This window comes from uncultured Sphaerochaeta sp., from assembly GCF_963676625.2.
In the GTDB taxonomy this organism is placed as follows: domain Bacteria; phylum Spirochaetota; class Spirochaetia; order Sphaerochaetales; family Sphaerochaetaceae; genus Sphaerochaeta.
Genome location: NZ_CAXXYB010000004.1, coordinates 242,622 through 265,856, shown reverse-complemented (window position 1 = coordinate 265,856; position 23,235 = coordinate 242,622). Strand labels below are relative to the sequence as shown.

Below are 23,235 nucleotides of genomic sequence, written 5' to 3'. Positions count from 1 at the left end.
CCTTTATACTTTCCAAGTCTTTGTTTCGTCACGTAACCAGTCAACCCACGCTTCCATTCCTTCACCAGTTTTGGCCGAGATGGGAATTACCTGCATGTTCGGATTCAGCGCCTTTGCCCGTTGGGTACAGGCCTCTAGATCAAAGTCAAAGAATGCGGCTGCGTCGATTTTGTTGATCAGCAGCACATCACAGATGGTGAACATCAAAGGGTATTTCAAGGGTTTGTCATCGCCCTCGGGAACACTGAGGATCATGGCATTCTTGGCTGATCCCGTATCGAATTCTGCCGGGCATACGAGATTACCGACATTTTCCAGGATGATCAGGTCGAGACCTTCGGTATCCAGTCCTTTTAGACCTTGGCTTGTCATCTCTGCATCCAGGTGGCACATACCTCCAGTATGCAACTGTATTACTTTTGCTCCCGTTTCCGAGATGGTCTTTGCATCAACATCGGAATCAATGTCGGCTTCCATTACCCCGATATGGAACTCATCTTTCAGGGCCTCGATGGTTCGTTTCAAGGTCGTTGTTTTGCCTGAACCGGGGGACGACATGAGGTTGAGCAAAAAGATATGCTTGGTCTTGAGTTCCTGTCGCAGTTGTTCTGCACGTTCATCGTTGTTTTCAAATACACTTTTCTTGATTTCTAAAATCTTGAATTCCTTCATTGTATCTTTCTCCTCCTTTGTCAATCAGACTGCTTCAGCCTTGATGGTCTTGTAACAAGCAAGGTCAGTGTAGAGTTCTGCCTTGTACGGATTTCTGTGTGTCTTGATAATCTTGTAAACCATGAAGACAAGTACTGCGATATTCGCTACCAGAGCAAGAAGACTCACCAAGAAGAGAGCATGGGGATTCTGACTTGAATGTACTGCAAATTTCGATTGGTCTATGAAAGAGGGCATGGTCATGGCAAACATGCACCAAAGGGCAAGGGTATGGGCACGGTGTTGGAGCCAAGCTCCTTTGGAGAGCGTGAAGGCCGCTACGGTAGGGGCCAGCAGTAGGGCAATTCCGCAATACCAGGCATGATCGGCCAGACAGTTATAGGTATAGGCAAAATTCCAGATATCATAGGCCACGATCCAGAACCAGCACATATCTGGCCAGAGCATATCCTTGCTTTTCTTTCTTGAGATGCAGATGCCAAACCAACCGGTAATGGTAATGATGTTAAGAATTCCCGCGATTCCGTTCATATAGTTCCAGATTCCGCTAGTCGTTGCCATTCCTTCAAAGGCCTGGTTGACCAAACCCAGTCCACCTACCTGAAAGTCCCTGACAACTGCTTCCATAATATTGACTGCCAAGATCAAAGGGGGAAAACTGAGTGCCCATTTGTTGGTATTCAGAACCTTGAAATTCCTGATAGCCCAGAACCCGATGCATCCTGCCAAGGATGAATAGACCTTGGCATAATGGAACCAGTCATCAACGCTTGTATTCTTGGTTGTCTTGGGCCAAACGAAAATCGTCAGTACAAGGGGAAGAATCACGAAAAGGAAGAATCCTCCCTTTTGGGAACGACGGCTGATTTCGTTCAAGAGAATCAGCAGACCAAAAATTACCAGCAACATTAGCCAGTTGTACCAAGGCTGTACCTGAAATAGAAACATGTTTTTCTCCCCTCCTGTTGCCTGGTCCTTTATTTTGGAGGACTTGGCAAACGACCCTAAAAAGTATGATTGGTATTACCAGAGATATCGTAACATGGAAGTTTTCAATATACCAATAAAAAAATATCTATATATTGGTAATTTTTTATAAACAAGTGAGTTCTATACTAGAAAATTGAACTTTTAGGGTGTATGCTATGCTGGTATTACCAGAAGCCAGAGAAGGGGGAGGCCATGGAGTTCGCCAAGATCTATGCACCATCATTGAAAGATTTGTTCATAAGACAGCTAGAGGATATGATTTTGTCGGGGAAATTGGAGATCGGGACCCAGCTTCCCTCAGAACGGGAATTATCGGAAAAAATGTGTGTCAGCAGGACAATTGTCAATGCAGGGATTGCCGAAATGGCAGGGAAAGGGTTTTTGGATATTCGTCCCAGGGTTGGTGTCTTTGTCAATGATTTTCGTCGGCAGGGCAAGGTAGGGGCGATTCTTTCCATCATGAACTATAATGGGGGTTCTCTCAGACGGGCCGAGATACGTTCGATTCTGGAAATCAGAATGGCTTTTGACCTCCTGTCCATCGATTTGATTGTTGATAAAGCTACCGATGCCGAAATCGAAACCCTTGAACCCTTTTTAGAAAAGCTCAAGGAAGGGGAAGATCCGTCTTCTTGTGCAAAGTCACTTTTTGAATTTCACCACGAACTGTGCCTTATTACCCAGAACACTTTGCTGCCTCTTATCTATTCCTCGTTTTCCATTCCCATTATTTCTCTTTGGGAACGGTATTGCCGCCTCTATGGGTGCAGGAATGTGTATCTGAGTACGCTCAAGACCTATACGTTGGTAAAAGAGAGAAAAGGAAGTGAAGCCAAGATGTGGACTATGCAATACTTTAGGGCAATTCTCGATGGTCCAAAACAGATTTATGGAGAATGAAAAAGGGTCCACTGCAATATTTCTTGCAATGAACCCTCTCTTGGAAAGACTGTTTTAAAAACGGTTCTTCAATAGTTACATAATGATGATCTGGTCTCGTTCCGGTCCAACCGAAATGTATTTGATAGGAGCTCCCACCAGTTCCCCGAGACGCTTGCAATAAATCTGTGCGTTCTTGGGGAGATCTTCCCATTTGCGAGCCTTGCTGGTGTCACACATCCAACCATCGTATTCTTCATAAATGGGTTCCGCGATTTCCTGCAAAGCCGTCTCAGGCAATTGTTTTACTATTTCACCATTGATGCGGTAGGCTACGCTCACCTTGATCTTCTCGAAGGTATCGAGGATGTCGAGTTTCGTAAGGGCAATGCCGGTGAATCCATTGATCCAACAAGAGTAATCGGCTGCCACACCATCGAACCAACCTGTTCTTCTAGGTCTTCCTGTGGTTGCCCCGAATTCGCCTCCGCTAATGCGAAGTCTTTCGCCGGTCTCATCCAGCAATTCAGTCATGAAAGGACCACCACCTACGCTGGTAGCGTATACCTTGGCCACGCCGATGACTTCATCGATCCTGCTTGGGGCAAGTCCTGCACCGACTGTTGCTCCACCCGAGGTTGGGCTGCTGCTGGTGGTGTAGGGATAAATACCCCAGTCCAAGTCGCGCATGACTCCCAATTGACCTTCCAGAAGGATCTTCTTTCCGTCTTCATAGGCTTGGCGGACAACAGGAACCGTATCGATTATCTTGTCGCCGAAACGTTCTCTCCATTTGGCGCAAAGAGCCATCATGTCCTCAAGGGTTACTTCAGGAAGGCCATAGAAGGCCAGGTCGCGATTCTTGCGGGGGAGAGCCATGAGCAGTCTCTTTTCAAGACGTTCAGGGTCGAGCAAATCGACGGCACGTATGCCAGAACGGGAGGCTTTGTCACTGTAACAGGGACCGATTCCCCGTTTTGTAGTTCCAATTTGCCAATTTTTGCTCTTGGAATTTTCCTCGGCACCGTCAAGCATGCAATGATACGGCATAATGATATGGGCACGTTTATCAATGAATAGGTTTTCGACTACAACTCCCTTGGTTGCGATCGAATCGAGTTCCGAGGCCATGGTGTCAAAATTTACCACGGTTCCGGCACCGACTATATTGATGGTCTCTGGATTGAATATTCCCGAGGGAATGATGTGGAGGGCAAATTTTCCCTTGTCATTGATTACGGTATGACCGGCATTGTCCCCGCCTTGATAGCGGATAACCATGTCGGAGTGGACAGCCAAGTAGTCCACGATACGCCCTTTCCCTTCATCGCCCCATTGAGCACCTACTATTGATGTAACGTTGTTCATTTATACAACTCCTTGCCCTGCTTTCTCAGTGATTCAAGCATTTCTTCTTCCAATCTTGTATGTTCTTCTATATCGATGGCATCCCAGGGATATTTAATCCAGATATTTCCCGTTTCCAAACCTGCGAAATAGCGCTTGATCTCGATGGGAAATTGCACATCCTTTTCCTTGAGCTTGTTATGGAGAACCAATACGGCAATTTCTGCGGGTTCATACTTCAAGAGTTCCCCTACACAATACGCCAAGGTAGCCCGGGTATCATCAACCTCATCGATAAGCAAGACCTTCTTGCCTCGCAGTTGTGATTGGACTTCATCAATCCATTGTATCTTGGTGGGATGGTCCTTGTGGGTCTTGTCAATGCCGTAATAGGAAATTCCTACTGCGTAGATGGGACGATTGATGAAGGTCTTGATAATCCTGGCCGGAATGAATCCCCCGCTTCCGATGGCTACGATTACCTCGGGGTCATACCCGGAAGCAAGGAGTTGCTCGCTTAGTCCCTTCACCAATTTGTGAACTGTGTTGTAACTGACGTATAATTTATCGGTGTCCATGAATATTGCTTCCTCTTTAGGCTTGTGGGTACATCTCTGCGATATAGGGAAGGGTCCTATGTTTTTCGGCATAGTCCAGACCGTATCCTACGACCCACACGTCAGGGATGGTAAACCCGAGGTAGTCGATTTCGACAGGTACGATGTGTCTATCCGGTTTATCAAGCAATACTGCGGTTTTTACCGAGGCTGGATTGCGTGTCTTGAAGTTTCGAATGAGGTAATCGAGAGTGTTCCCGCTGTCGAGGATATCCTCGATGATCAATACATGACGGCCTTCCATATTTTCTCTGGTATCCATCAAGAGCCGTACATTGCCGCTTGTATCCCCTTTGTAAGAGGAAAGGGCAATAAAGTCGACAACATGGTCTATCGAAAGCCTTCTGGTCAGGTCAGCAGTGAAAATAAAGGAGCCTTTCAGTACTCCTACTACAAGGAGGTTGCCTCCAGTTGCACCGTAATCTGCGCTAATCTGGCGGGCTAGCTCGTCGACTCTCCGATTAATCGTGTCTGCATCGATCAGAACACGTACAAGATCCTCTGTCAAGGCAGGGATCGCGAGGGAATCTTTCATTTTTCCTCCTCAACTCAACTTCTTAAGGCTGTCGTTGGTGATGTCTGTATTGTTTAGGAATACAAGAAAAACAGGGCAATGTCAATGTCGCTGAATGTTGCACTAATGAAGATAAAGGACATGAAGGGGGTCAAGGGAATTGACTACTTGACCACACTTTTTGCGATTGTTACACTGGAAGGTACTATATAGGAGGCTGGTATGTTTACTGAGGTCTCGGCAGAACTTCTGGAAATGAATCCTTTTTCCGCTATTGGCAGCGATGGTTTTCTCCTCACTGCGGGAACCACCGATAAATTTAATACGATGACGGCTTCCTGGGGAACGATGGGAGTGCTTTGGGGCAGGAATGTATTGATTGCCTTTGTACGCAGAAGCCGTTATACCCATCAATTCATGGAAACCTCAAAAGGCTTTACTTGTTCCTTTTTTGGCCCTGAAATGAAGGAAGCCCTCCTGTGGTGTGGGCAACATAGTGGACGGGAGACTGACAAGGTGGTTGAATCTGGTCTGAAAGCAGTTCCCATTCCCTCTCCCGATGAAGTGGACAGGGTTTCCTTCAAGCAGGCAAAGCTTGTATTTTCCTGCACGAAGGCTTCGGTGATGGAAATCGATGAGACCCAATTTTTCTTACCTGAAATCCAAAGGCACTATCGTGATGGGGATTACCATACGGCTTACATAGGTTTTATTGACACAATCCTGGTCAATCAGTAGGCTTGGACCGTAAGTTAGGCTTCGGGCCCGCTTGGGCTTGAAAAAAGGGAGACTGCATATCTCCCCAAGGAGCAGAGATGGACTTTTCCAAGGAACAGGCGACATACGCCCTTTCTCTCATGGTTCGTTCCCGTCATTTCGAAGAACGAATCGACGAATTTTTCAAACACAAACAAATGCATGGCACCACCCATCTTTCCAATGGGCAGGAAGCGACTCAGGCAGGCTTGTCCCTGGCTTTGCAGGATGGAGACTGGATTGTCCCCACCCATCGATGTCATGGCCATACGATTGCGCGGGGAACCTCCGAGCGCAAGATGTTCAGTGAGATGTTCGGTTCTTCCGATGGCATATGCCAAGGACTGGGTGGCTCAATGCATATGACCGACACGGAACATTGGAATGCAGGGGCTTCTGCTGTAGTGGGAAGCGGGGTTCCCTTGGCTCTTGGCCTTGCCTTTGCCTTGAAACGACAACAGAAAAAAAATATTGGGGTTGCCATTTTTGGCGACGGGGCTTCAAGCAGGGGTTCTTTGCATGAAAGCATGAACATCGCTTCCGTCTGGAATCTTCCCCTTCTGTTTTTTTGTGAAAACAATGGGTATGGAATGAGTGCTCCCACACGTGAAGCTGTATCGACAGACTCCATTGCCTCCCGATCCCTAGGGTATGGCATAGACTATTCGGTAGCCGATGGCAACGATGTCGAAGCGGTTTATCAGGCAGTCCTGAAGGCTGTCTTGTATATCCGCAAGACCTCTCGCCCCTATTTTTTGGAGGTCCAGACCTATCGCTATTGCGGACATTCCAAAAGTGATGGTTGTGTCTATCGAAGCAGGGAAGAGGAGCAACTGTGGAAAGCAAAGGATCCCATCGAGAATTTTTCCCGGAAAATGGTTTCTTGTGGGCTTTTTACGGAAAATGAGGTCCAGTCGATCATCCAAGGGGCTATCCAGACAATCAATCAGGCTGCTGCTGATGCCGAGGCCTTGAAGGGCGTACATATTTCCCTTGAACAGGCAATGGGATATCTCTTCTCTGGCGATGAGGAACAAACCTATGGGGTTTGCACGAAAAATACCAGGATAAGTTACCGACAGGCAATCCACGATGCCTTATCAGAAGAGATGACCAAGGATCCTTCAGTGGTCTTGCTTGGCGAAGATATCGGTTTGTATGGAGGTTGTTTCAAGGTTACCGGGACTCTGGGCAAACAATTCCCCTCACAGGTTCTGGAGACCCCGGTAAGTGAGGAAGCTTTTACGGGACTGGCCGTAGGTGCTTCCATGTTGGGTATCAGACCGATTGTCGAGATTATGTATGGGGATTTTTCGACTCTTGCCAGTGACCCGTTGATAAACCATGCGGCAAAACTCCGATTCATGAGTGGGGGGCAGTTGTCCTGTCCCATGGTCCTGAGAACCCCCATGGGCAGCGGAACGGGACATGGAGCCCAGCATACCCAGAGCTTGGAGGCTATGTTTGCCAATGTTCCGGGGCTTGTCATTGTTGCTCCTTCCTGTCCCGGGGATGCCAAGGCATTGTTGAAAACTTCAATCCGGTCCAATAATCCGGTTCTATTCTTTGAACACAAGATGTTGTATGACTCCCTGGGTCCTGTAGGTGATAGCGGGTATCTATTGCCCTTGGGCAAGGCTTTTACCAAGAAAAAGGGAAACGACGTTACCTTGGTTTGTTATAGCCATGCGGTCATTACCTGTCTCGAGGCAGCCGCGATTCTCTCTGCCCAGGATGAGATTGAAGCTGAGGTCTTGGATCTCTCTACGCTCAAACCTCTAGACAGGGAAGGGCTTCTTGCTTCAGTAAGGAAGACCGGCAGGGTAGTCATTGTTCATGATGCCCCGGAATTCGGTGGTTATGGAGCCGAGGTTGCGGCTCTTATCAGCTCCGATCCTGTCTGTTTTACTAATTTGGAAGCTCCTGTCGTACGAATTTGCGGGAAAGAATCGCCCATTCCTTTTTCTCCTGAACTGGAAAAGCAGGTAATTCCGACAAAAGAAGAAATTGTCTGTGCAGTGAGGAAGCTTTTCTGACGGAAAGAGACTTTCCTTTTTTGTCCGTAACCGATAGAATAAGTACTACCTGCGCCGCGGTAATTCCGCGGCGCTGACTTACAGGAGTAAAACAGAATGGATATCGATGTAAAGAACTTGCATCCGCTCGAAGTCCGTCTGCTCAGGCATGTCGCTGTTGGGGAAGATATTACCGCAGAGCGCATCATCAAGGAGCTGGATTATAAAGTGGGGCAGTGCAATCAGGCTTTTAGCTGGTTGTGCGCAAAGGGATACCTTGTCGAAAAGAGCCGCACGAATCGCGTACTCTATGAACTGACAGATCTCGGAAGGGAGCAACAACAGAAAGGAACCCCTGCCCAGCGCATTTTTACCTTTATCCAGAGTAATGGTCCCCAGTTCCTTCCTCAGCTTGCAGAGGCTTTGGGCCTTGAAAAGAGTGAAGTCGGTTCTGCCTTTGGACAGTTGTCCAAGGCTGGTGTAACCGGGATGAACAGTGAGAACAAGGCTGAAATCAAGAAAAATGAACTTCCCGAGGATATTCTCTGTACCGCAAGTCTTTTGCAAAAAGGTCTTGCAGGGGAACTTGAGGAGAGTGTTCTTTCCGATCTGGAAAAAACTGCCATGGCAAAGATAGCCAAGAAACGCGGAGCCAATGGTTCGCCGTTCAAGGTAATCGAGCGTGAAGATCTTGTATATACCCTGACAGAAGAAGGCGAGGCTGCCAAGAAAGCAGTATTTGATGCAAATATAACCGGTGATGAATTTGGTTCGGTTACCGCAGAGATGCTTACTTCGGGAAGTTGGAAGAGTGGGACTTTCAGGCCCTATGGGCTCAATGCCCCTACTTCCCGTTTGATTCCCGGAAGGCACAATCCGTATGGAAATTATTTGCAATGGGTCAAGGATAAGCTTGCTTCCCTTGGGTTTGAGGAATTTGATGGTCCCCTGGTAGAGAATGAATTCTGGAATGGCGATGCCTTGTTCATGCCTCAATTCCATAGTGCCCGTGATATACATGATGTCTATTACGTCAAGGACCCCGTTCATTGCAAGGAGATCGAGGAACCCTGGCTCAGCCAGGTTGCCCAGACCCATGAGAATGGTTGGAATACTGGCAGTCGTGGTTGGGGCTATAGTTTTGACCATGAATTTACTCGTCGTCAGGTGCTTCGTAGCCAAGGAACCGTGCTCTCGGCCCATCAATTGACCAAGGCAAAGATTCCAGGCAAGTACTTTGGTGTTGCCCGTTGTTTCCGCTATGACCAGGTGGATGCCACCCATGGTGCCGACTTCTATCAGACCGAGGGTATAGTATTGGGCAAGGATGTCAACTTGAAGACCTTGTTGGGACTTCTGAAGATGTTTGCCGAGGAGATCGCCGGAGCCGAAGAAGTCAAATACGTTCCCGGTTATTTCCCCTTTACCGAGCCTTCCATCGAAGTGCATATCAAGCATCCTGTCCTGGGATGGTTCGAACTTGGCGGAGCCGGAATTTTCCGTCCCGAGGTGACCAAGGCACTTGGTATTGATGTACCGGTTCTTGCGTGGGGCCTTGGAATCGATCGAATGGCCTTGATGCATCTTGGCTTGAATGATTTGCGTGAACTGTTTACTCCCAATATCGAGTCAGTTCGCACGAGGAGGGGAAACTAATGCCAAAGATTGAAACCACAGGCAAGCAATTCTACAGCTTGCTTGGAAAGACGCTTACCGATAGCGAGATGGAAGATATTTTCCCTGTTGCAAAGGCTGAACTGGATGGTCACGAAGGTGATACCATCAAGATAGAACTCAACGATACCAATAGGCCTGACCTTTGGTCGGCGGCAGGTATTGCTCGTCAATTGCGCTCATACTGGGGAGAGGGGGAGACTCTGTATGATTTCTTCTCTACCAAGGACGAGACCTTCGACAATGAGGGACGTTGTCTCATCGTGGATAAATCAGTAGCAGAAGTGCGTCCCTATTCCATTGGGTTTGCAGTAAAGGGTCATACTGTCAGTGACGAGGATTTGGTTGCACTTATCCAGAGTCAGGAAAAGCTCTGTTTCAATTTTGGCCGTAAACGAAAGACCATTGCCATGGGAATCTATCGTTCCGACCTTATCAAGTACCCTGTCCATTATGAAGGAGTTAATCCCGATACCACGAGTTTCGTTCCGCTTGGGATGACAGAGAGCATGACGCTCCGTCAGATGTGCTCGGACCATCCAAAGGGGAAGGATTACGGATATATTGTCGCCGATAAGAAGGTGTTTCCCTATTTGCGTGATGACAATGGGGATGCGCTTTCGTTCCCCCCTGTAATTAACAGTGACCGTATCGGTTCTGTCAAGGTTGGTGACAATGCCTTGTTTGTAGAGCTTTCCGGCCCCAATCTCAGGGACTTGCTGCTTGCTTCTTCCATTATGGCCTGCGATATGGCTGATCTTGGGTTCCAAATCCTTCCTGTTAAGGTACTGTTCCCTGAGGAGACCGAGTTTGGCAGTGAGTTGACCGTTCCCTACTATTTCCAGGATCCCATCTCTTGTCCTCTTTCCTTGGTCCATAAGACGCTTGGAGAGAAACTTACCGGTGATCAAGCAATCCTTGCTTTGAAAAAAATGGGAATTTTTGCCCTTTGTTCCGAGAATGTTCTCTATGCTACGGTTCCTGAGTACCGGAATGATTTCCTTCATGCCGTCGATTTGGTCGAGGATATCATGATCGGTTATGGCCTGGGTAACTTCAAGCCGGAAATGCCCCGCGATTTTACCGTTGGTCGTATTTCCGCTGTCGAGGAATTCTCCAGGAAAGTGAAAGATATCATGGTGGGATTAGGGTATCAGGAAATGGTGTACAACTATCTCGGTTCAAAGAGAGAATACGTCGAAAACATGCATGTGGACGGGAAAGACTATATTTATATTTCCAATCCCATGAGTGAAAATTTCGAGGTAGTACGTCCTTCGATCATTCCTTCCTTGTTGGAAAGCGAGAGTGTGAGTGGGCATGCTACCTTCCCTCATAATATTTTTGAAATCGGAAAGGTCGCCTATCTTTGTCCTGCGGATAATAGTGGAACGACTACCCGTAATAATCTTGGATTCTTGGCCTCCAACAGTGTCATGGGATTCAATGAAGCCTCTTCCTATGTAAATACGATCATGTACTTTGTCAACAAGGAATATACCCTTGGAGCCCTGGAAAATGATCCACGTTTCATTGAAGGACGTTGTGCAGTGATACTGTGCAACGGAAAGAAGCTTGGTGTATTTGGGGAAGTTCATCCTGCGGTCCTGGAAAGCTGGGGTTGCAGCATGCCTACCATTGCCTGTGAGTTGGATCTTGATTCAATTCTGGGTGAATAGGAGATACGAGTTCTCGATATATCCAAGTATATCCTACGATAACAAAAGCCACGGGAAACCGTGGCTTTTGCTTTACCCAGGGTCTGGTATCGAACTTATTTTTGTCCTTCCAGAACCTTGTTGATGTCCGACATAGAACTTCCCAGATGGGCTAGCATCGCCGTGGTTACCCTGTTGGTATCCTTTTCTTCGATTGCCTTGAGTATAAGGCCATGTTCCATCACGGTATTCTCGGAGCTTGTCTTCACGGAGATGGACAAAAGCCGATATTTTCTCAGTTCCATGATGGAAAGCATATTGATCTTTTCAAGTAGTGCATTGTGTGCCATTACACAAATCTGGGTATGGAACTGTTCGTCCAGGGAGGCGAGGGCGGAAACATTGTTTTCCTTGGTTGCCTTTACAAACTCCTGGTGGATCCTCTGCAGTTCTTTCAACTCTTCTTCGGTTCCCCTCTGAATTGCCATCCGTGCCTGCAGAGGTTCAAAGGCCTCCCTTACCTCGGTTGAATCCCTGAGGTTTGGTGCAGATTCTATAAACCAATTGCGAATGGTTTCATAGTCATGTTTCTGGTTATCCCTGACAAACGAACCTCGCCCCGCGATTTGCTCAATATAGCCTTCTGCTTGCAGAGAGCGCATTGCCTCCCTGACTGTCGATCGACTGACATTGAGTAACTCACAAAGTTTCAATTCAGAGGGAAGTTTTTCATGAATTGCAAATTGTCCATTGATAATTGAATCCCTGATTGAATCTACGACTTGGGTTGTTACGGATACTCTTTTTATTTCTTTCATATTTTTGTCCGATGACAGACTACCATGATTCTTACGAAGCGTCAAACTCGAATTGTCGGGGAGAAATCAGTTGACAAGGGAAAAATCTGTGGTATCCTCAACTATAGTGATACTAGGTTGTCAGACAATCTGGCATCATACAATAATGGAGGCTCGTGTATGAAAAAGATTCTATCAGTGTTGGCAGTGCTTGTTGTTTGTACAACAATGACATTTGCACAAGGCAAAACGGAAACTGTATCTGCAACAGGGAATATCAAACCAATAACATTGACTGTGTATTCTCCCGGCAATGCAAACTCAGTTCCTACCAAAACAGTTTTGAAGTACAAGGAATTAGTTGAGAAGGCTTCCAATGGCCAGATTCTTTTGGATGCACATCATTCTGGTGAACTTGGCAACGATGCCGAGGCCTTGCAATCTACCCGTATGGGCACGATTGATATCATTTTTGCCGGTACCTCCGGGTTTACCAGTTTCTATGATAAGGCAAAGATTCTTGACTTGCCCTTCTTGTTCAAGGATGCAAATCAAGCCTATGAAATTGTAAATAGCGATATCGGAGAACAGATATTTGCAGATATGACCTCAGCCGGTCTTGTATACCTCTCGGAAGGGGACAATGGTATGCGCCATATTGCAACCACGAAAAAACCCATCCATTCTGTTGCCGATGTAAAAGGTCTGAAAATCCGTGTTCCAACCAGCAAGATGTACCTTGATGTCTGGAATGCCCTCGGGGCTACCCCGGTTGCTCTTTCTTTGAACGAATTGGCCATTGCTCTTTCCAATGGAACAGCTGAAGCACAGGACAATGCAACCTACCATCTTGTTGCAAATGCCACTTATGATGATATCAAGTATTACAGTTATATAAATTATATGTGGATGGGTTGTACCATGGCCATGAATGCAAAGTCCTGGAATGGACTGTCTGCTGACCAGCAGAATCTTCTTAAGGAACAGGCAATCATTGCTGCAAAATATTCCTTCGACACTATTCAGGCTGACAATGAGACCGCTGAGGCAACTCTAAAGGCAGCAGGAGTGCAGTTTGATACAACTCCTGATATCCAGAGTTTCAAAGATAAATTGGGCGGTAGTGCTTACTACAAGCAATATGCCCAGGAAAGTTGGTATAACCAGTCAATTATTGATGCCATTCTTGCAAAATAGCTTAAAAAGGCGGGGTGAACGATCACTCCGCCACCTTTATGTTTTTAATTTTCCCAATCGTTGAAAAGGACCATTCCCATGAAAGTCATAAAAAAAATACTGGATGGATTTGTAAAAGTTGTATCAGTTTTGCTAATGTGTCTTGTAGCAGGCATTGTCTTGCTGATGTTGAATGAACTGTTTCTCAGGAATTTCCTGGATAAATCGTTCAGTGGCATGACTGAGCTTGCCGGTTTTATGTTCTTGTGGATGGCGTTCCTGGGAATAATTGTCCTCTATGATCAAAATCGCTTGATTTCCCTGGATATGATTTTCATTAGGACCAAGGAACCCCTGACAACTATTTTTTGGTTTCTCCACAAGCTTATTGCCATGTGTCTCGGACTGATTATGATTATCTCATTTGTTGGTCTCTATCCTTTTATAAGTACGGAATTTTTTTCGTCGATGCCTCATTTTGCCAAAGTATGGCAATATCTGCCTTTGGCAATAGTAGGAGTATTCCTCTGTCTTAAGTCTGTATATGAAATCCTCGAAAAGATTCATACCCTGAAAAAACCGGAACTTTCTGTATCTGAGGTGTCCAGATGATCTTATTTTTTATAACCTTTGTCGTCATGTTATTGATAGGGGTACCTATCAGTATTTCTATCGGAGCCAGTGCCATCCTTGGCTGTATACGCCTGGGGTATCCTTTGATGGTCATTGGTCAAAAAATGGTATCCGGCATTGATTCTTTTCTTCTTATTGCAATTCCCTTGTTTATCCTTGCAGGGAATCTGATGAATGCTGGCAAAATTACCGAGAAGATATTTGATTTTGCAAAAAGGCTTGTTGGCTGGATTCCCGGTGGCCTTGGGCATGCAAACGTTGTTGCAAGCTTGATTTTTGCCGGTATGAGCGGTAGCGCGGCAGCCGACGCCGGTGGATTGGGAACAATCGAGATGGAAGCCATGACCTCCAATGGATACGACGATGATTTTTCCGCGGCTATTACTGCTGCTTCGTCTGTTATCGGTCCTATTTTTCCTCCCAGTATTCCCTTGATCATTTATGGTTCGGTAGCAAGTGTAAGTGTTTCCGAGTTATTTATCGGCGGTGTAATCCCAGGGCTTCTCATGAGTGTAGCCTTGATGATCATGGTGTTCTTTTTTGCCATTAAGCGAAACTACCCCAGATTTCCCTTTAGTCTGAAGGCCTTGGGGAAGCAGTTCATTGCCTCAATTCTCTCAATCATCACCCCCCTAATCATTCTCAGTGGGTTTACTGCTGGTTGGTTTACTCCAACTGAAGCCTCCAGTGTTGCCGTGGCGTATGCCCTGCTGATTGCCATTGCGGTTTATCACACCATGGATTGGAAAACTTTTAAAAAATGCTTGCTTGAGTCGGCGCTGACTTCGGCAAATACCTTGTTTATCATAGGAACTTCTCTTCTGTTTTCCTACGTAATGGTAAAGGAAGGAATTTCCAATGATATTGCCAATTTCATTCTTGGAATAAGCAACAGTCCTATCATCATTATGTTGATTATCAATGTTATTCTCCTTATTTTGGGAATGTTCATGGAACCAGGGGCAATTCTTACCCTCATGATTCCGGTCCTTATCCCTATTGTTCGCAGCCTGGGAATCGATCTTGTACAGTTTGGTGTAGTCATGGTTCTCAACCTGATGATCGGCCAGGTGACTCCTCCTTTTGGAGTTTGCCTGTTTATCATCTCTGATGTTGCCAAGATTGATCTGAATCGGATGTATAAATCAATTCTCCCGTTCATAGGTCCTCTGCTAATCGTGCTATTTATGTGTTCCTTCATCCCATCCTTGGTAACTTGGTTGCCTGGAAAACTGCTGGGTGCTTGATTTTTTGCCTGAGAGAATAGATGCCTTGTAGCATAAGATACTTTATTCTCTTTGATTCTGGAAAATACTATTGTAAGGGGTTGTTCATGAAAGATTCATTATTCGATGTCTCCGATAAAGTCGTAGTCATTACCGGAGGCTTGGGCCAGATAGGTGCCGAGTTTGTCAAGGAATTCCATGCGCGAGGTTCTAAGGTAGCTGTTCTTTCTCGGTCGGTTGGCCAGGAAAAAGCAATAAAAGCCTTGGGCTCTGATGTCGCGACGAGCAAGAATATTCTTCTCTGTCCTGTCGATATTACCAGCAAGGCGTCGATCGATCTGGCCCTTGCCACAGTGATAGCTCAGTGGGGAACTCCTGATGTACTGATAAACAATGCAGGAATAGATACCCAGCCCAGCGCTCCTCCCGAGGTTTCCGGTCCTTTTGAGCAATTCCCGGAAGAAGTCTTCAGGGAAGTCGTGGAAACCAATCTTATAGGGACCTTTTTGATGACCCAGGCCGTCGGGGCCTCCATGGTTGCCGCCAACAAGGGTGGTTCGATCATAAACATTGGCTCGATCTACGGAATGGTCAGCCCTGTGCAAGATATCTATACCTATAAGAAAGAGCAGACAGGCGTACCATTTATCAAGCCTGTTGCCTATTCGGCAGCGAAATCAGGAATTTACAATCTTACCCGGTATTGTGCCACCTATTGGGGAAAGGCGGGTATAAGGGTCAATACCTTTACTCCCTCTGGTGTTTGGAGAGAGACCCAAGATGTTACTTTCCAGAAAAATTACTGTGCAAGAATGCCCATGGGACGCATGGCCCAGGCAGACGAATATAACGGTTCCATGATTTTCCTGGCATCCGATGCCTCAAAATACATGACAGGATCAAACCTCGTCGTGGACGGAGGATGGACAGCATGGTAGAAAAACCATTCAAGGAAAATGGGATATATTCAGCCTTGGTCACTCCGTTTACCAAAACAAGGGAACTTGATTTGCCAAAGTTGAAGGAACTGGTTCGGTTTGAGCGTTCTCGTGGTGTCGAGGGGTTCTATTGTTGTGGTTCCTCGGGTGAAGGGTTGTTGCTTGAAAAAACCGAACGTATGGCCATCGTGGAAACCGTGGCCAAGGAAGTAGGAAAAGATATTCCCTTCATCGTCCATACAGGATCATTGGGGACCAGGGAAGCCATCGCCCTTTCCCTGCATGCCCAGGAATGCGGAGCTGCCGCTGTCTCGCTCATCCCCCCAATCTATTACCATTACAGTCAGAAAGAGGTCAATCAGTATTATGCGGATGTAATCGATTCCATCGATCTTGGGGTAATTGTCTACAATATTCCCCAGTTTACCGGCATCTCCTTTTCCAAGGGGAACCCCTTGCTGGAAAATGAGAAAGTCGTAGGTATCAAGCATACGTCGATGAATCTCTATGAGTTGGAACGAATCTCCCAAGCTTTTCCTGCCAAGACTATTTTCAACGGGTTTGATGAAATCTGGCTGTACAGCATGGCTGCAGGAGCTACTGCTACCATTGGTACCACCGTAAATATCTGCCCAAGGATTTTTGGTCTCATTCGGGAAGCCTTCGAAAAGAACGATATCCTGACAGCCCAGATCCTTCAACATGACCTCAATGATTTCATTGAGTCCTTGGTGACGACAGGAATCTTTTCTTCGACGAAGTACTGCATGACCTTGCAAGGAATCGATGTGGGCCCCTGCCGTAAGCCGTTTGACATCTTGGATGAAGAACAAAAGCTTCAGGTCAAGCAAGCCTTGGATAAAATGCAAAAATATCTGTGATAGAATCGGACAGGAGACAGTGCATCTGACTGTCTCCTGTGCTTTTTCAGGTGATTAGACAAAGTAGAGGTAAGACCCCAAAACAGTCGAGGCAAGGATAAAGGCAAAGAAATGATCCTGGAAATAATGGGGTAGTTTTCTCAAGGAGCCCAAGACCTTGGACCCGATCCTGGAAGAGACCAGGAAGAAAAGGATAATGCCTGAAAGCACCGTATAGAGGGTCTTGAAGAGATTTGCCTCGGAATAGAAGGCAAAAGACTTTCCTGCAACCCCTAGCAAGTTTGCAAACATATTGTAGATGGACTGTGCATACATCCCTGTCAGGATGCACAGAAGCGATAAAAATAGCAGGGATACATGGATGGATAGGGGAAAATGTGGTTTCCCTGTTTCTTTCACTGCTATAGCGGTAATCCCCGGCTGTTTTTTCCGTGGCCAGAAAATTCTGGATAGTTTTATAAAGGAAGCTACCGTGCCTGCCCCAGCCAAGGTCAAAAGATAATAATGGAAGGTTCCCTTAACAGAATAAGTCAGCAGGGCTTTGGAAAAGAACCCATTGAAAGGGGGAATTGCAGCAATCGAAAAAGCTCCGATACAGAAAGCAATCAGGGTAAGGGGAAGTCTCTCGCCACCGAGGCGAAGGCTTTTATTTGCGTTTCGTACTGCATAGACATCCCGGCTTCCTGCATAATCGGTAGCAGTCCCGACCCCTAGGAAAAGCAAGGCCTTGAATAATCCATGGTAGAGGGCATACAGCAAGGCTCCCACCATCAAGAGCTTTCCTTCCTTTGTCTCCAGCCCTGCATATAAGGCCATTCCCCAAGCGGTGACGACATAGCCAATCTGACTGATGGAATGGTAGGCAAGCAATCGCTTGGCATCTTTTTGGCAAAGGGCAGCGATGACCCCGAACAAGGCAGAGAGAGACCCGGCATAGGCGAACAGAAGACCTACCTCTTGCCCTTTGGGGAGCAAGGAAATCAACTTTGCCAGAGCGAAGAGCGGGGTCTTGAGCAATACCCCCGAGAGCATGGCGGATACTGCATGGGGAGCCATGGAATGGGCGTCGCTCAACCAACCGGAAAGAGGCATGATTGCTACACGCAAGGCTATGGCCAGCACGATGAAGGTAAGCGAAACGCTATAGGTAAGGCTTTCTGCTGTCCCCAGATTTTGGAGGTTCGCAGCTATTCCTTCATAGGAAAGATTACCTGTAAGTGTATAGAGCCCATACGTTCCAAGAAGAAAGAAGACCATGGCGGTGGCACTGACCATTAAATAGGAGAAGGAAGCCAAGGCCGATCCATTCTTTTCTGAAATTGCTATCATTACATAGGAGGTCACTCCGAGCACTTCCAGGCAGACGAAGAGATTGAAGAGGTCATAGGTCATCATGGTGGCCGCAAGTGCTGCCAGTTGAATGAGCAGGATGGCCGTAAACGGGCCTTTCTTCATTGCCGAAGCCCTGCTATAGATCCAGGAGGCAAGAGCCAAGGTCAGGCTAAGAATATCCAAGAGCCAGGAGAAACCGTCAAACCGATAGGATATGGCAATTCCTGATTTCCAGGAACCAACCACCCCTTGGATCGTTCCACCATTGGCAATTGGGGCAAAAAGTACTGCAAGGGTGAGAAAGGGAATGCCAATTCCTACAAAGGCAGCAAGATATTCTGCCAGTATTGCAGGTTTTCCCTTGAGAAAAGCCTTACTGCAAAATGCGAGGGAAGCTCCCAGAAGGGGAAGAATCAATGGCATAAAAACCCATTGGTCAAGATTCATGGTATACCTTCTCCCTTATTTCATCGATGTCGAATGAATCTGTAGCCTTGAATAACTTGAAAGCCAAAGCCAGGGATAAGGCTGTCATGCAAACTCCGATTACTATGGCTGTGAGCATCAAGGCCTGGGGAATGGGGTCCACGACAGATTGCACTGAGGCTTCAAGGATTGGGGCCTCCGTTCCGATACGTGCCCCTTCAAGTACAAACAACAACACTACGGCACTATTGATAAGGCTCAGTCCAAAAATTTTCCTGATTATATTTTTCTTTGCCATAATTGCCCAGAAGCCTATCAAAAACAGCATTCCTATCAATAGTCGATCAATCATTGTGGTTTTTCCCCATCATGGCGATGCACATCATGCCAATGCTCGTTCCGACTTTCAATCCTATAATTACATTCAACAGGATAATCGAATATTTTACCGTTGATCCTGGATGAGGGCCAATGAGAATTCCGCTGAGGGAAACCAGAACCAGAATAAGAAAGGAAGCAGCCTCTATACGAGCCAATATTGCAGGGTCGTTGAGTTTTATTTGGGTTTCCGTATGGTTTCCCAATGCCAAAAATACCATTGCGGATGCAACTATCACGCCTCCCTGAAAACCGCCTCCCGGTGAAATATGACCATATAACATCACGTAGAATCCAAACAAGAGAACTATCGGACCCAATTTTCCCGAAACTACTTCCATGAGGTTGGTCCTCATTTTGTTGGCTTTCCGTTTTTCAGGGGAAAGGGCAAAGGAAACCTTCTGATTTTCGGTTCCTGGGGTATTCTCCTTTTTATATCCTTGGGCAAGCAGGGCAAGGGTTCCCGTTACTGAGACAAGCAATACGATGGTTTCCCCCAAGGTATCAAAAGCCCTGTAACCAAGATAGATTGCACTGACCAGGTTGCTTGCTCCTGTCTCCAAGGTTGCGTGTGCTTGCATATAGTCCCTTGCAAGGGTTTGGGGAGAAAATGAAAAGATAAGCAGGGGAGATAGTACCAGGGCGACCAAGATAAGGGTAATGCTGATCTGCAGGTTTTTCCAAAATGCCTTGGCTTTCATTGATCCTCCCGGTCTTTTCTTCGTGTGTGCCGTATAGCCCAGACGAAGATGAAGGTGGATACCCCTGATCCGACTGCTGCTTCGGTAATTGCAACATCCGGGGCCTTGGCAAGGATGAAAATCAAGGCTGATACTATACTGATTGCCGACAGGGCAAAAACCCCATTGAGCAGATCAGTGGAAACTACCGAATAGAGGGCCAGGATTACCACGAGTATCAATAGCACTGTAGTCATCGGTTCTCCTTGTTTCCAGGCTTGGTAAGTTGTTTGTTCTTTTTTTCCTCAGGGGCGAAATAATCCCAGACGAAACGGGCAACAATGGATGTTCCCGTCGGGGCTGATATCCAAAAGAAGGTGATGAGAATCAGTACCCTGGCTACCAGGGCAAAGGAATCGGCAAGGGCCAGACAACCGAAGAAAATGCACAGAACTGAGGTCGTTCCGCAAAGTGAACCGGCTTGCATTCCCGAAAAAGGATCCTTGAAACGGAACATGCCCAATATTCCCCCAAGGCCGAAGATTATTGCGAGCACAAAGAATAGCAGGGCAATGATTTCCTGCACGGTCATGGCGACTCCTCCTCTTGTACTCCGTCATCGCTTTTCTTGAGGAACCTGGTGATAGCCAGAAACCCAAGAAAGCCGAAAATATCGTACACCAAGGCGACATCAAGATAGAGTGCCCGTCCTTTTTTCAATCCCTGGATTACCAGAAAGGCCAAGGCAAGGGCAGAAAGTACATTCAAGGCAACGAGACGGTGGGCAGTCGATGGTCCTATTAGGATACGCAGAATGCACATTCCTGCACAAAAAATGAGGAACCATTGCATTGTTTGCAACATAAGTATTCTCATGGCCATACCTTGCCGACTATTCGTTCTAGCTTGCCCTTGATGGCCTCTCCGGCAACTTTTGCATGGGTTGTAGAACTGAACGCCCAATGTACGGTCATGTGGTCATCATTCAGGTCAAGGATTATGGTTCCCGGGGTAAGGGTAATGGAATTGGCCAAGGTCATCCTTGCCATGTCTGAACGAAGGTGGGTCCTGAAATGGACGATTCTGGGGTTGATTTTTCCCGTAATGACGGCCCAAAGCATTTTGAAACTCGATTGAAAGACGAAGAATATCATTGCCAGGATATATACGACCAGGGCAAAGGGATTGGGTATGAAGAAATGGAGGTTTGCCTGGTGATAGGGAATGAAGATGCCATAGGTAGTCGAGGCAATCAACAAAGAACCGAAAAGCCCGGAGGTTAGGGAAAACCAACTAAAATCAGCAGTAAAGAGTATCCAGACAATGAACAAGAACAGGGTCGTGAAAAAACATCGTAGCAGATCCCATTTTTTTTCAGCCTGCATCTACTGCTCCTTTTGACAAATCAATTGGTGAAACTCCTCGGAAGTCTTGGCTTTCTCCAGTTTCTCCCGAAAGTCACTTTCATGGAGAAGTCTGGCAATGCGAGAAAGGATCTTGATATGGAACATGGGGCTCGACTGTGGTCCTATCAGTAAGAAGAACAGGGACACGGGTATTTTGTCATCGGCTCCAAGATCACAGGGAGGAGAGAGTCTGGCAACTGCGATCAGGGTCTTTTCCATTTCCGTACAACGAGCATGCGAAATGGCGCATCCCAAACCCATGCAGACAGTCGAAAACCCTGGGTCTGTGAAAACCTTTTCCATCATGGGAACAGGAGCTTCCTTGGGATGTACCTTCGAAAGGGTTCCTACCAAGGTTTCCAGTATTTGCTGTAAATCCTGGCTGTCCAAATCGAGAAGAATGCATTGTGTATCGAGTAAATTACAAATCCCTGACATAGTTACTCCTCTTCCTTTTGTCCGACCAATCCGGCTGCCCAGTCTACCGGTAGCGTAAACATAATGCCTGTGCCTGCTTTATCCAAAGGGCCGACGATTCCCTCGATCAAGGTTTTTGCCTTGCCTATGGACTCCTCGTTCTTGACTACGGAGATAATTGTTTTGTTGTAAGGTTTGTTTCCTTTCATGAAATCCTTGAAACTTGCAAAGAGAGGGACTTCATAGGTAAGAAACCGGCCCATTCCTTCTGAATCAAGGATTGTCGCACCGCTGATCCCAGCTTCGATATATGCTTCCATCACTTCTTCGAGGTATTCTTCGTTGTTTAATATGAAAACAAATAATTTCATCAGCGGGGTTACCTTTATCTACAGATTTTAAAGAATCGAAAACCGTATGAAAATTGTATCATGCTAAGTAAAGGTAGGTCAATTTGTTTCAAAAAGTGTTATTTCTATGCTTCAGGACCTAGGTCAAAGAGTCCTTCCCCTGGAATGTTATCTTGGTAGTCGATTTCCCCATAGGCGAGTTTTCGGTTTTCTTCCTGTTGTTTTTGTTCGGTATCCACAAAAGGCAGCATGCCTTCCTTGATTGTTTCTTCCAGCAATAGATTGACTGCATAATCCAGGGTGCAGGGAAGGGTCGAAAGAATTTTCTCAGCTTTTCTGAGTGTTTCGAGATCAACTTCGAGTGTGATTGTTGTTTTCATGATGGAAATACTGTATGAATAATAAAAGTTTCTGTAAATAGTATTTCTCTTTGGTATTGACACAACTTTCTTTCAAATAGTAAGGTTGTGCCATGAACAAGAACCATTACAGCCTTCACCATCACGTATTGTATAACCAACCGTAGACAGGTGTGGACTGTTCTTATATATACAGACCTCCGCATGTCGCGGAGGTTTTTCGTATTTAAAGGAGTATGGCATGGAAAAAATGTTGCGAATTGCAATTCAGAAAAGCGGAAGGCTCAGTGAGAAATCCTTGGAAATCATCAGGAACTGTGGCATAAAATTTGGTTCGGACTCAAGGGTTCTCAAGGAGCAAGCCTCCAATTTTCCCATAGAGTTTCTCTATGTCAGGGATGATGATATTCCTACGTATGTACGGGATGGGGTGGCTGATATCGGAATCGTGGGGCGAAACGAATATGACGAGCAAGCCATTGATTTGGCCATCATTAGGGACCTGGGGTTTGCCAAGTGTCGCCTGAGTATCGCAGTCCCCAATGATTTTACCTATACGGGACTCTCTTCGCTTGAAGGAAAACGTATTGCCACCAGTTACCCGCATATCCTTTCGGGCATTCTTGAAAAAAATAAGGTTCAGGCCTCTTTTGTCCAGGTCTCCGGCTCCGTGGAGGTAACCCCCGCTGTTGGGATCTCCGATGCCATTTGTGACCTGGTCAGTACCGGGGCTACCCTTGCAATGAACGGTCTTCGGGAAGTCGAGGCAATCTATACCTCTACCGCGGTCATGATAGGACGCAACGAAATGGGAGACGAAGGTAAGGCTACGATTCTCAAGCGATTGATGCTTCGTCTCGATGCCGTCATGCGTGCAAATAACTATAAATATGTAATTTTCAACCTTCCTGAGGAACATCTGGCCCAGGTTGCAAGAATTGTTGGTGGCATGAAGAGTCCCACGGTTACTCGTTTGATGGAAGAGGGCTGGGTCTCGGTACAGACGGTAGTTGCTGAGGATACTTTTTGGGAAGTGTTCGAGCAATTGAAAGATTTGGGAGCACAGGGAATCCTGGTTACCCCGATTGAGAAAATGACCGAATAGGAGAAGATC

Annotated in this window: 27 protein-coding genes; 11 read left to right on the top strand and 16 right to left on the bottom strand. The window is 46.5% G+C overall.

Features of this window, described 5'->3' with window-relative positions:
- Positions 1 to 3: 3 nt before the first annotated feature.
- Together hypB and ACHZBG_RS04455 are read right to left on the bottom strand one after the other, a co-directional pair.
- The gene (gene hypB, locus ACHZBG_RS04460; RefSeq protein WP_320128245.1) at positions 4 to 672 is read right to left on the bottom strand and encodes a hydrogenase nickel incorporation protein HypB; all 669 of its coding nucleotides are present in this window, start codon (positions 670 to 672) and stop codon (positions 4 to 6) included.
- A gap of 24 nt (positions 673 to 696) precedes the next feature.
- Positions 697 to 1,620: a DUF5692 family protein gene (locus tag ACHZBG_RS04455; protein ID WP_320128244.1), complete on the bottom strand. Its 924-nt coding sequence runs from the start codon at positions 1,618 to 1,620 to the stop codon at positions 697 to 699.
- Positions 1,621 to 1,854: 234 nt separating this feature from the next.
- Here ACHZBG_RS04455 and ACHZBG_RS04450 point away from each other — a divergent pair, with 234 nt between their 5' ends.
- Entirely contained in the window at positions 1,855 to 2,562 is a 708-nt protein-coding gene (locus ACHZBG_RS04450) for a GntR family transcriptional regulator (RefSeq protein WP_320128243.1), read from the top strand.
- A 75-nt stretch (positions 2,563 to 2,637) separates the two neighbouring features.
- On the opposite strand, the gene ACHZBG_RS04445 is transcribed toward ACHZBG_RS04450, so the two are convergent.
- Genes ACHZBG_RS04445 through hpt form a run of 3 tightly spaced genes read right to left on the bottom strand, consistent with a single transcriptional unit; the run spans position 2,638 to position 5,040 of the window.
- The gene (locus ACHZBG_RS04445) at positions 2,638 to 3,909 is read right to left on the bottom strand and encodes an adenylosuccinate synthase (RefSeq protein WP_320128242.1); all 1,272 of its coding nucleotides are present in this window, start codon (positions 3,907 to 3,909) and stop codon (positions 2,638 to 2,640) included.
- On the bottom strand, positions 3,906 to 4,466 hold the full coding sequence (locus ACHZBG_RS04440; protein WP_320128241.1) for a phosphoribosyltransferase: 561 nt from the start codon (positions 4,464 to 4,466) through the stop codon (positions 3,906 to 3,908). Before ACHZBG_RS04440 ends, ACHZBG_RS04445 begins: the two co-directional genes overlap by 4 nt.
- Before the next feature lie 16 nt (positions 4,467 to 4,482).
- Positions 4,483 to 5,040, bottom strand: a complete 558-nt coding sequence (gene hpt / locus ACHZBG_RS04435) for a hypoxanthine phosphoribosyltransferase (RefSeq protein ID WP_320128240.1) — start codon at positions 5,038 to 5,040, stop codon at positions 4,483 to 4,485.
- A 201-nt stretch (positions 5,041 to 5,241) separates the two neighbouring features.
- Between hpt and ACHZBG_RS04430 the strand changes: the two genes are divergently transcribed.
- The 4 genes from ACHZBG_RS04430 to pheT all read left to right on the top strand — a co-directional run bounded on the left by ACHZBG_RS04430 (position 5,242) and on the right by pheT (position 11,143).
- Positions 5,242 to 5,757: a flavin reductase gene (locus tag ACHZBG_RS04430; protein WP_320128239.1), complete on the top strand. Its 516-nt coding sequence runs from the start codon at positions 5,242 to 5,244 to the stop codon at positions 5,755 to 5,757.
- Positions 5,758 to 5,834: 77 nt separating this feature from the next.
- Positions 5,835 to 7,811, top strand: a complete 1,977-nt coding sequence (locus ACHZBG_RS04425; protein WP_320128238.1) for a dehydrogenase E1 component subunit alpha/beta — start codon at positions 5,835 to 5,837, stop codon at positions 7,809 to 7,811.
- A 96-nt stretch (positions 7,812 to 7,907) separates the two neighbouring features.
- Positions 7,908 to 9,446 (top strand): phenylalanine--tRNA ligase subunit alpha, encoded by a 1,539-nt coding sequence (locus ACHZBG_RS04420; protein ID WP_320128237.1) that lies wholly within the window; start codon positions 7,908 to 7,910, stop codon positions 9,444 to 9,446.
- Entirely contained in the window at positions 9,446 to 11,143 is a 1,698-nt protein-coding gene (gene pheT, locus ACHZBG_RS04415; protein WP_320128236.1) for a phenylalanine--tRNA ligase subunit beta, read from the top strand. The genes ACHZBG_RS04420 and pheT overlap by 1 nt, the downstream gene beginning before the upstream one ends.
- 95 nt (positions 11,144 to 11,238) lie before the next feature.
- Here pheT and ACHZBG_RS04410 read toward each other — a convergent pair whose 3' ends face one another.
- Positions 11,239 to 11,940 (bottom strand): FadR/GntR family transcriptional regulator, encoded by a 702-nt coding sequence (locus ACHZBG_RS04410; protein WP_320128235.1) that lies wholly within the window; start codon positions 11,938 to 11,940, stop codon positions 11,239 to 11,241.
- Between the two features lie 159 nt (positions 11,941 to 12,099).
- Between ACHZBG_RS04410 and ACHZBG_RS04405 the strand changes: the two genes are divergently transcribed.
- The 5 genes from ACHZBG_RS04405 (at position 12,100) to ACHZBG_RS04385 (ending at position 16,773) form a co-directional block, all read left to right on the top strand.
- On the top strand, positions 12,100 to 13,116 hold the full coding sequence (locus tag ACHZBG_RS04405) for a TRAP transporter substrate-binding protein (RefSeq protein ID WP_320128234.1): 1,017 nt from the start codon (positions 12,100 to 12,102) through the stop codon (positions 13,114 to 13,116).
- 78 nt (positions 13,117 to 13,194) lie between these two features.
- A complete protein-coding gene (locus ACHZBG_RS04400) occupies positions 13,195 to 13,707 on the top strand; it encodes a TRAP transporter small permease (RefSeq protein ID WP_320128233.1) in 513 nt (170 codons plus the stop codon).
- Entirely contained in the window at positions 13,704 to 14,975 is a 1,272-nt protein-coding gene (locus ACHZBG_RS04395) for a TRAP transporter large permease (RefSeq protein WP_320128232.1), read from the top strand. The genes ACHZBG_RS04400 and ACHZBG_RS04395 overlap by 4 nt, the downstream gene beginning before the upstream one ends.
- A gap of 86 nt (positions 14,976 to 15,061) precedes the next feature.
- Positions 15,062 to 15,892: an SDR family oxidoreductase gene (locus ACHZBG_RS04390; protein ID WP_320128231.1), complete on the top strand. Its 831-nt coding sequence runs from the start codon at positions 15,062 to 15,064 to the stop codon at positions 15,890 to 15,892.
- The gene (locus ACHZBG_RS04385) at positions 15,886 to 16,773 is read left to right on the top strand and encodes a dihydrodipicolinate synthase family protein (protein WP_320128230.1); all 888 of its coding nucleotides are present in this window, start codon (positions 15,886 to 15,888) and stop codon (positions 16,771 to 16,773) included. The genes ACHZBG_RS04390 and ACHZBG_RS04385 overlap by 7 nt, the downstream gene beginning before the upstream one ends.
- A 54-nt stretch (positions 16,774 to 16,827) precedes the next feature.
- Here ACHZBG_RS04385 and ACHZBG_RS04380 read toward each other — a convergent pair whose 3' ends face one another.
- The 10 genes from ACHZBG_RS04380 to ACHZBG_RS04335 all read right to left on the bottom strand — a co-directional run bounded on the left by ACHZBG_RS04380 (position 16,828) and on the right by ACHZBG_RS04335 (position 22,142).
- Positions 16,828 to 18,552, bottom strand: coding sequence for a proton-conducting transporter membrane subunit (locus tag ACHZBG_RS04380; protein WP_320128229.1), 1,725 nt, complete (start codon positions 18,550 to 18,552; stop codon positions 16,828 to 16,830).
- Positions 18,542 to 18,883: a sodium:proton antiporter gene (locus ACHZBG_RS04375; protein WP_320128228.1), complete on the bottom strand. Its 342-nt coding sequence runs from the start codon at positions 18,881 to 18,883 to the stop codon at positions 18,542 to 18,544. Before ACHZBG_RS04375 ends, ACHZBG_RS04380 begins: the two co-directional genes overlap by 11 nt.
- Positions 18,876 to 19,610, bottom strand: coding sequence for a hydrogen gas-evolving membrane-bound hydrogenase subunit E (gene mbhE / locus ACHZBG_RS04370; protein WP_320128227.1), 735 nt, complete (start codon positions 19,608 to 19,610; stop codon positions 18,876 to 18,878). Before mbhE ends, ACHZBG_RS04375 begins: the two co-directional genes overlap by 8 nt.
- Complete coding sequence (locus ACHZBG_RS04365) at positions 19,607 to 19,846, bottom strand: hydrogenase subunit MbhD domain-containing protein (RefSeq protein ID WP_320128226.1); 240 nt, start codon at positions 19,844 to 19,846, stop codon at positions 19,607 to 19,609. The genes mbhE and ACHZBG_RS04365 overlap by 4 nt, the downstream gene beginning before the upstream one ends.
- Positions 19,843 to 20,181, bottom strand: a complete 339-nt coding sequence (locus ACHZBG_RS04360) for a monovalent cation/H(+) antiporter subunit G (protein WP_320128225.1) — start codon at positions 20,179 to 20,181, stop codon at positions 19,843 to 19,845. Before ACHZBG_RS04360 ends, ACHZBG_RS04365 begins: the two co-directional genes overlap by 4 nt.
- The gene (locus ACHZBG_RS04355; RefSeq protein ID WP_320128224.1) at positions 20,178 to 20,465 is read right to left on the bottom strand and encodes a monovalent cation/H+ antiporter complex subunit F; all 288 of its coding nucleotides are present in this window, start codon (positions 20,463 to 20,465) and stop codon (positions 20,178 to 20,180) included. Before ACHZBG_RS04355 ends, ACHZBG_RS04360 begins: the two co-directional genes overlap by 4 nt.
- Entirely contained in the window at positions 20,462 to 20,974 is a 513-nt protein-coding gene (locus ACHZBG_RS04350; RefSeq protein WP_320128223.1) for a Na+/H+ antiporter subunit E, read from the bottom strand. Before ACHZBG_RS04350 ends, ACHZBG_RS04355 begins: the two co-directional genes overlap by 4 nt.
- Positions 20,975 to 21,433 carry a PTS sugar transporter subunit IIA gene (locus ACHZBG_RS04345; protein ID WP_320128222.1) on the bottom strand — a complete coding sequence of 153 codons (459 nt, stop codon included), beginning with the start codon at positions 21,431 to 21,433 and terminating at the stop codon, positions 20,975 to 20,977.
- Between the two features lie 2 nt (positions 21,434 to 21,435).
- Positions 21,436 to 21,783 (bottom strand): hypothetical protein, encoded by a 348-nt coding sequence (locus ACHZBG_RS04340; protein ID WP_320128221.1) that lies wholly within the window; start codon positions 21,781 to 21,783, stop codon positions 21,436 to 21,438.
- Between the two features lie 104 nt (positions 21,784 to 21,887).
- The gene (locus ACHZBG_RS04335) at positions 21,888 to 22,142 is read right to left on the bottom strand and encodes a hypothetical protein (protein ID WP_320128220.1); all 255 of its coding nucleotides are present in this window, start codon (positions 22,140 to 22,142) and stop codon (positions 21,888 to 21,890) included.
- A gap of 220 nt (positions 22,143 to 22,362) precedes the next feature.
- Here ACHZBG_RS04335 and hisG point away from each other — a divergent pair, with 220 nt between their 5' ends.
- A complete protein-coding gene (hisG, locus tag ACHZBG_RS04330; RefSeq protein WP_320128219.1) occupies positions 22,363 to 23,226 on the top strand; it encodes an ATP phosphoribosyltransferase in 864 nt (287 codons plus the stop codon).
- Positions 23,227 to 23,235 lie beyond the last annotated feature (9 nt).

Bases quoted from the DNA above. Each gene is read 5' to 3' on its own strand.
- hypB (WP_320128245.1), bottom strand. From the start codon at position 672: ATGAAGGAATTCAAGATTTTAGAAATCAAGAAAAGTGTATTTGAAAAC.
- ACHZBG_RS04455 (WP_320128244.1), bottom strand. From the start codon at position 1,620: ATGTTTCTATTTCAGGTACAGCCTTGGTACAACTGGCTAATGTTGCTG.
- ACHZBG_RS04450 (WP_320128243.1), top strand. From the start codon at position 1,855: ATGGAGTTCGCCAAGATCTATGCACCATCATTGAAAGATTTGTTCATA.
- ACHZBG_RS04445 (WP_320128242.1), bottom strand. From the start codon at position 3,909: ATGAACAACGTTACATCAATAGTAGGTGCTCAATGGGGCGATGAAGGG.
- ACHZBG_RS04440 (WP_320128241.1), bottom strand. From the start codon at position 4,466: ATGGACACCGATAAATTATACGTCAGTTACAACACAGTTCACAAATTG.
- hpt (WP_320128240.1), bottom strand. From the start codon at position 5,040: ATGAAAGATTCCCTCGCGATCCCTGCCTTGACAGAGGATCTTGTACGT.
- ACHZBG_RS04430 (WP_320128239.1), top strand. From the start codon at position 5,242: ATGTTTACTGAGGTCTCGGCAGAACTTCTGGAAATGAATCCTTTTTCC.
- ACHZBG_RS04425 (WP_320128238.1), top strand. From the start codon at position 5,835: ATGGACTTTTCCAAGGAACAGGCGACATACGCCCTTTCTCTCATGGTT.
- ACHZBG_RS04420 (WP_320128237.1), top strand. From the start codon at position 7,908: ATGGATATCGATGTAAAGAACTTGCATCCGCTCGAAGTCCGTCTGCTC.
- pheT (WP_320128236.1), top strand. From the start codon at position 9,446: ATGCCAAAGATTGAAACCACAGGCAAGCAATTCTACAGCTTGCTTGGA.
- ACHZBG_RS04410 (WP_320128235.1), bottom strand. From the start codon at position 11,940: ATGAAAGAAATAAAAAGAGTATCCGTAACAACCCAAGTCGTAGATTCA.
- ACHZBG_RS04405 (WP_320128234.1), top strand. From the start codon at position 12,100: ATGAAAAAGATTCTATCAGTGTTGGCAGTGCTTGTTGTTTGTACAACA.
- ACHZBG_RS04400 (WP_320128233.1), top strand. From the start codon at position 13,195: ATGAAAGTCATAAAAAAAATACTGGATGGATTTGTAAAAGTTGTATCA.
- ACHZBG_RS04395 (WP_320128232.1), top strand. From the start codon at position 13,704: ATGATCTTATTTTTTATAACCTTTGTCGTCATGTTATTGATAGGGGTA.
- ACHZBG_RS04390 (WP_320128231.1), top strand. From the start codon at position 15,062: ATGAAAGATTCATTATTCGATGTCTCCGATAAAGTCGTAGTCATTACC.
- ACHZBG_RS04385 (WP_320128230.1), top strand. From the start codon at position 15,886: ATGGTAGAAAAACCATTCAAGGAAAATGGGATATATTCAGCCTTGGTC.
- ACHZBG_RS04380 (WP_320128229.1), bottom strand. From the start codon at position 18,552: ATGAATCTTGACCAATGGGTTTTTATGCCATTGATTCTTCCCCTTCTG.
- ACHZBG_RS04375 (WP_320128228.1), bottom strand. From the start codon at position 18,883: ATGATTGATCGACTATTGATAGGAATGCTGTTTTTGATAGGCTTCTGG.
- mbhE (WP_320128227.1), bottom strand. From the start codon at position 19,610: ATGAAAGCCAAGGCATTTTGGAAAAACCTGCAGATCAGCATTACCCTT.
- ACHZBG_RS04365 (WP_320128226.1), bottom strand. From the start codon at position 19,846: ATGACTACAGTGCTATTGATACTCGTGGTAATCCTGGCCCTCTATTCG.
- ACHZBG_RS04360 (WP_320128225.1), bottom strand. From the start codon at position 20,181: ATGACCGTGCAGGAAATCATTGCCCTGCTATTCTTTGTGCTCGCAATA.
- ACHZBG_RS04355 (WP_320128224.1), bottom strand. From the start codon at position 20,465: ATGAGAATACTTATGTTGCAAACAATGCAATGGTTCCTCATTTTTTGT.
- ACHZBG_RS04350 (WP_320128223.1), bottom strand. From the start codon at position 20,974: ATGCAGGCTGAAAAAAAATGGGATCTGCTACGATGTTTTTTCACGACC.
- ACHZBG_RS04345 (WP_320128222.1), bottom strand. From the start codon at position 21,433: ATGTCAGGGATTTGTAATTTACTCGATACACAATGCATTCTTCTCGAT.
- ACHZBG_RS04340 (WP_320128221.1), bottom strand. From the start codon at position 21,783: ATGAAATTATTTGTTTTCATATTAAACAACGAAGAATACCTCGAAGAA.
- ACHZBG_RS04335 (WP_320128220.1), bottom strand. From the start codon at position 22,142: ATGAAAACAACAATCACACTCGAAGTTGATCTCGAAACACTCAGAAAA.
- hisG (WP_320128219.1), top strand. From the start codon at position 22,363: ATGGAAAAAATGTTGCGAATTGCAATTCAGAAAAGCGGAAGGCTCAGT.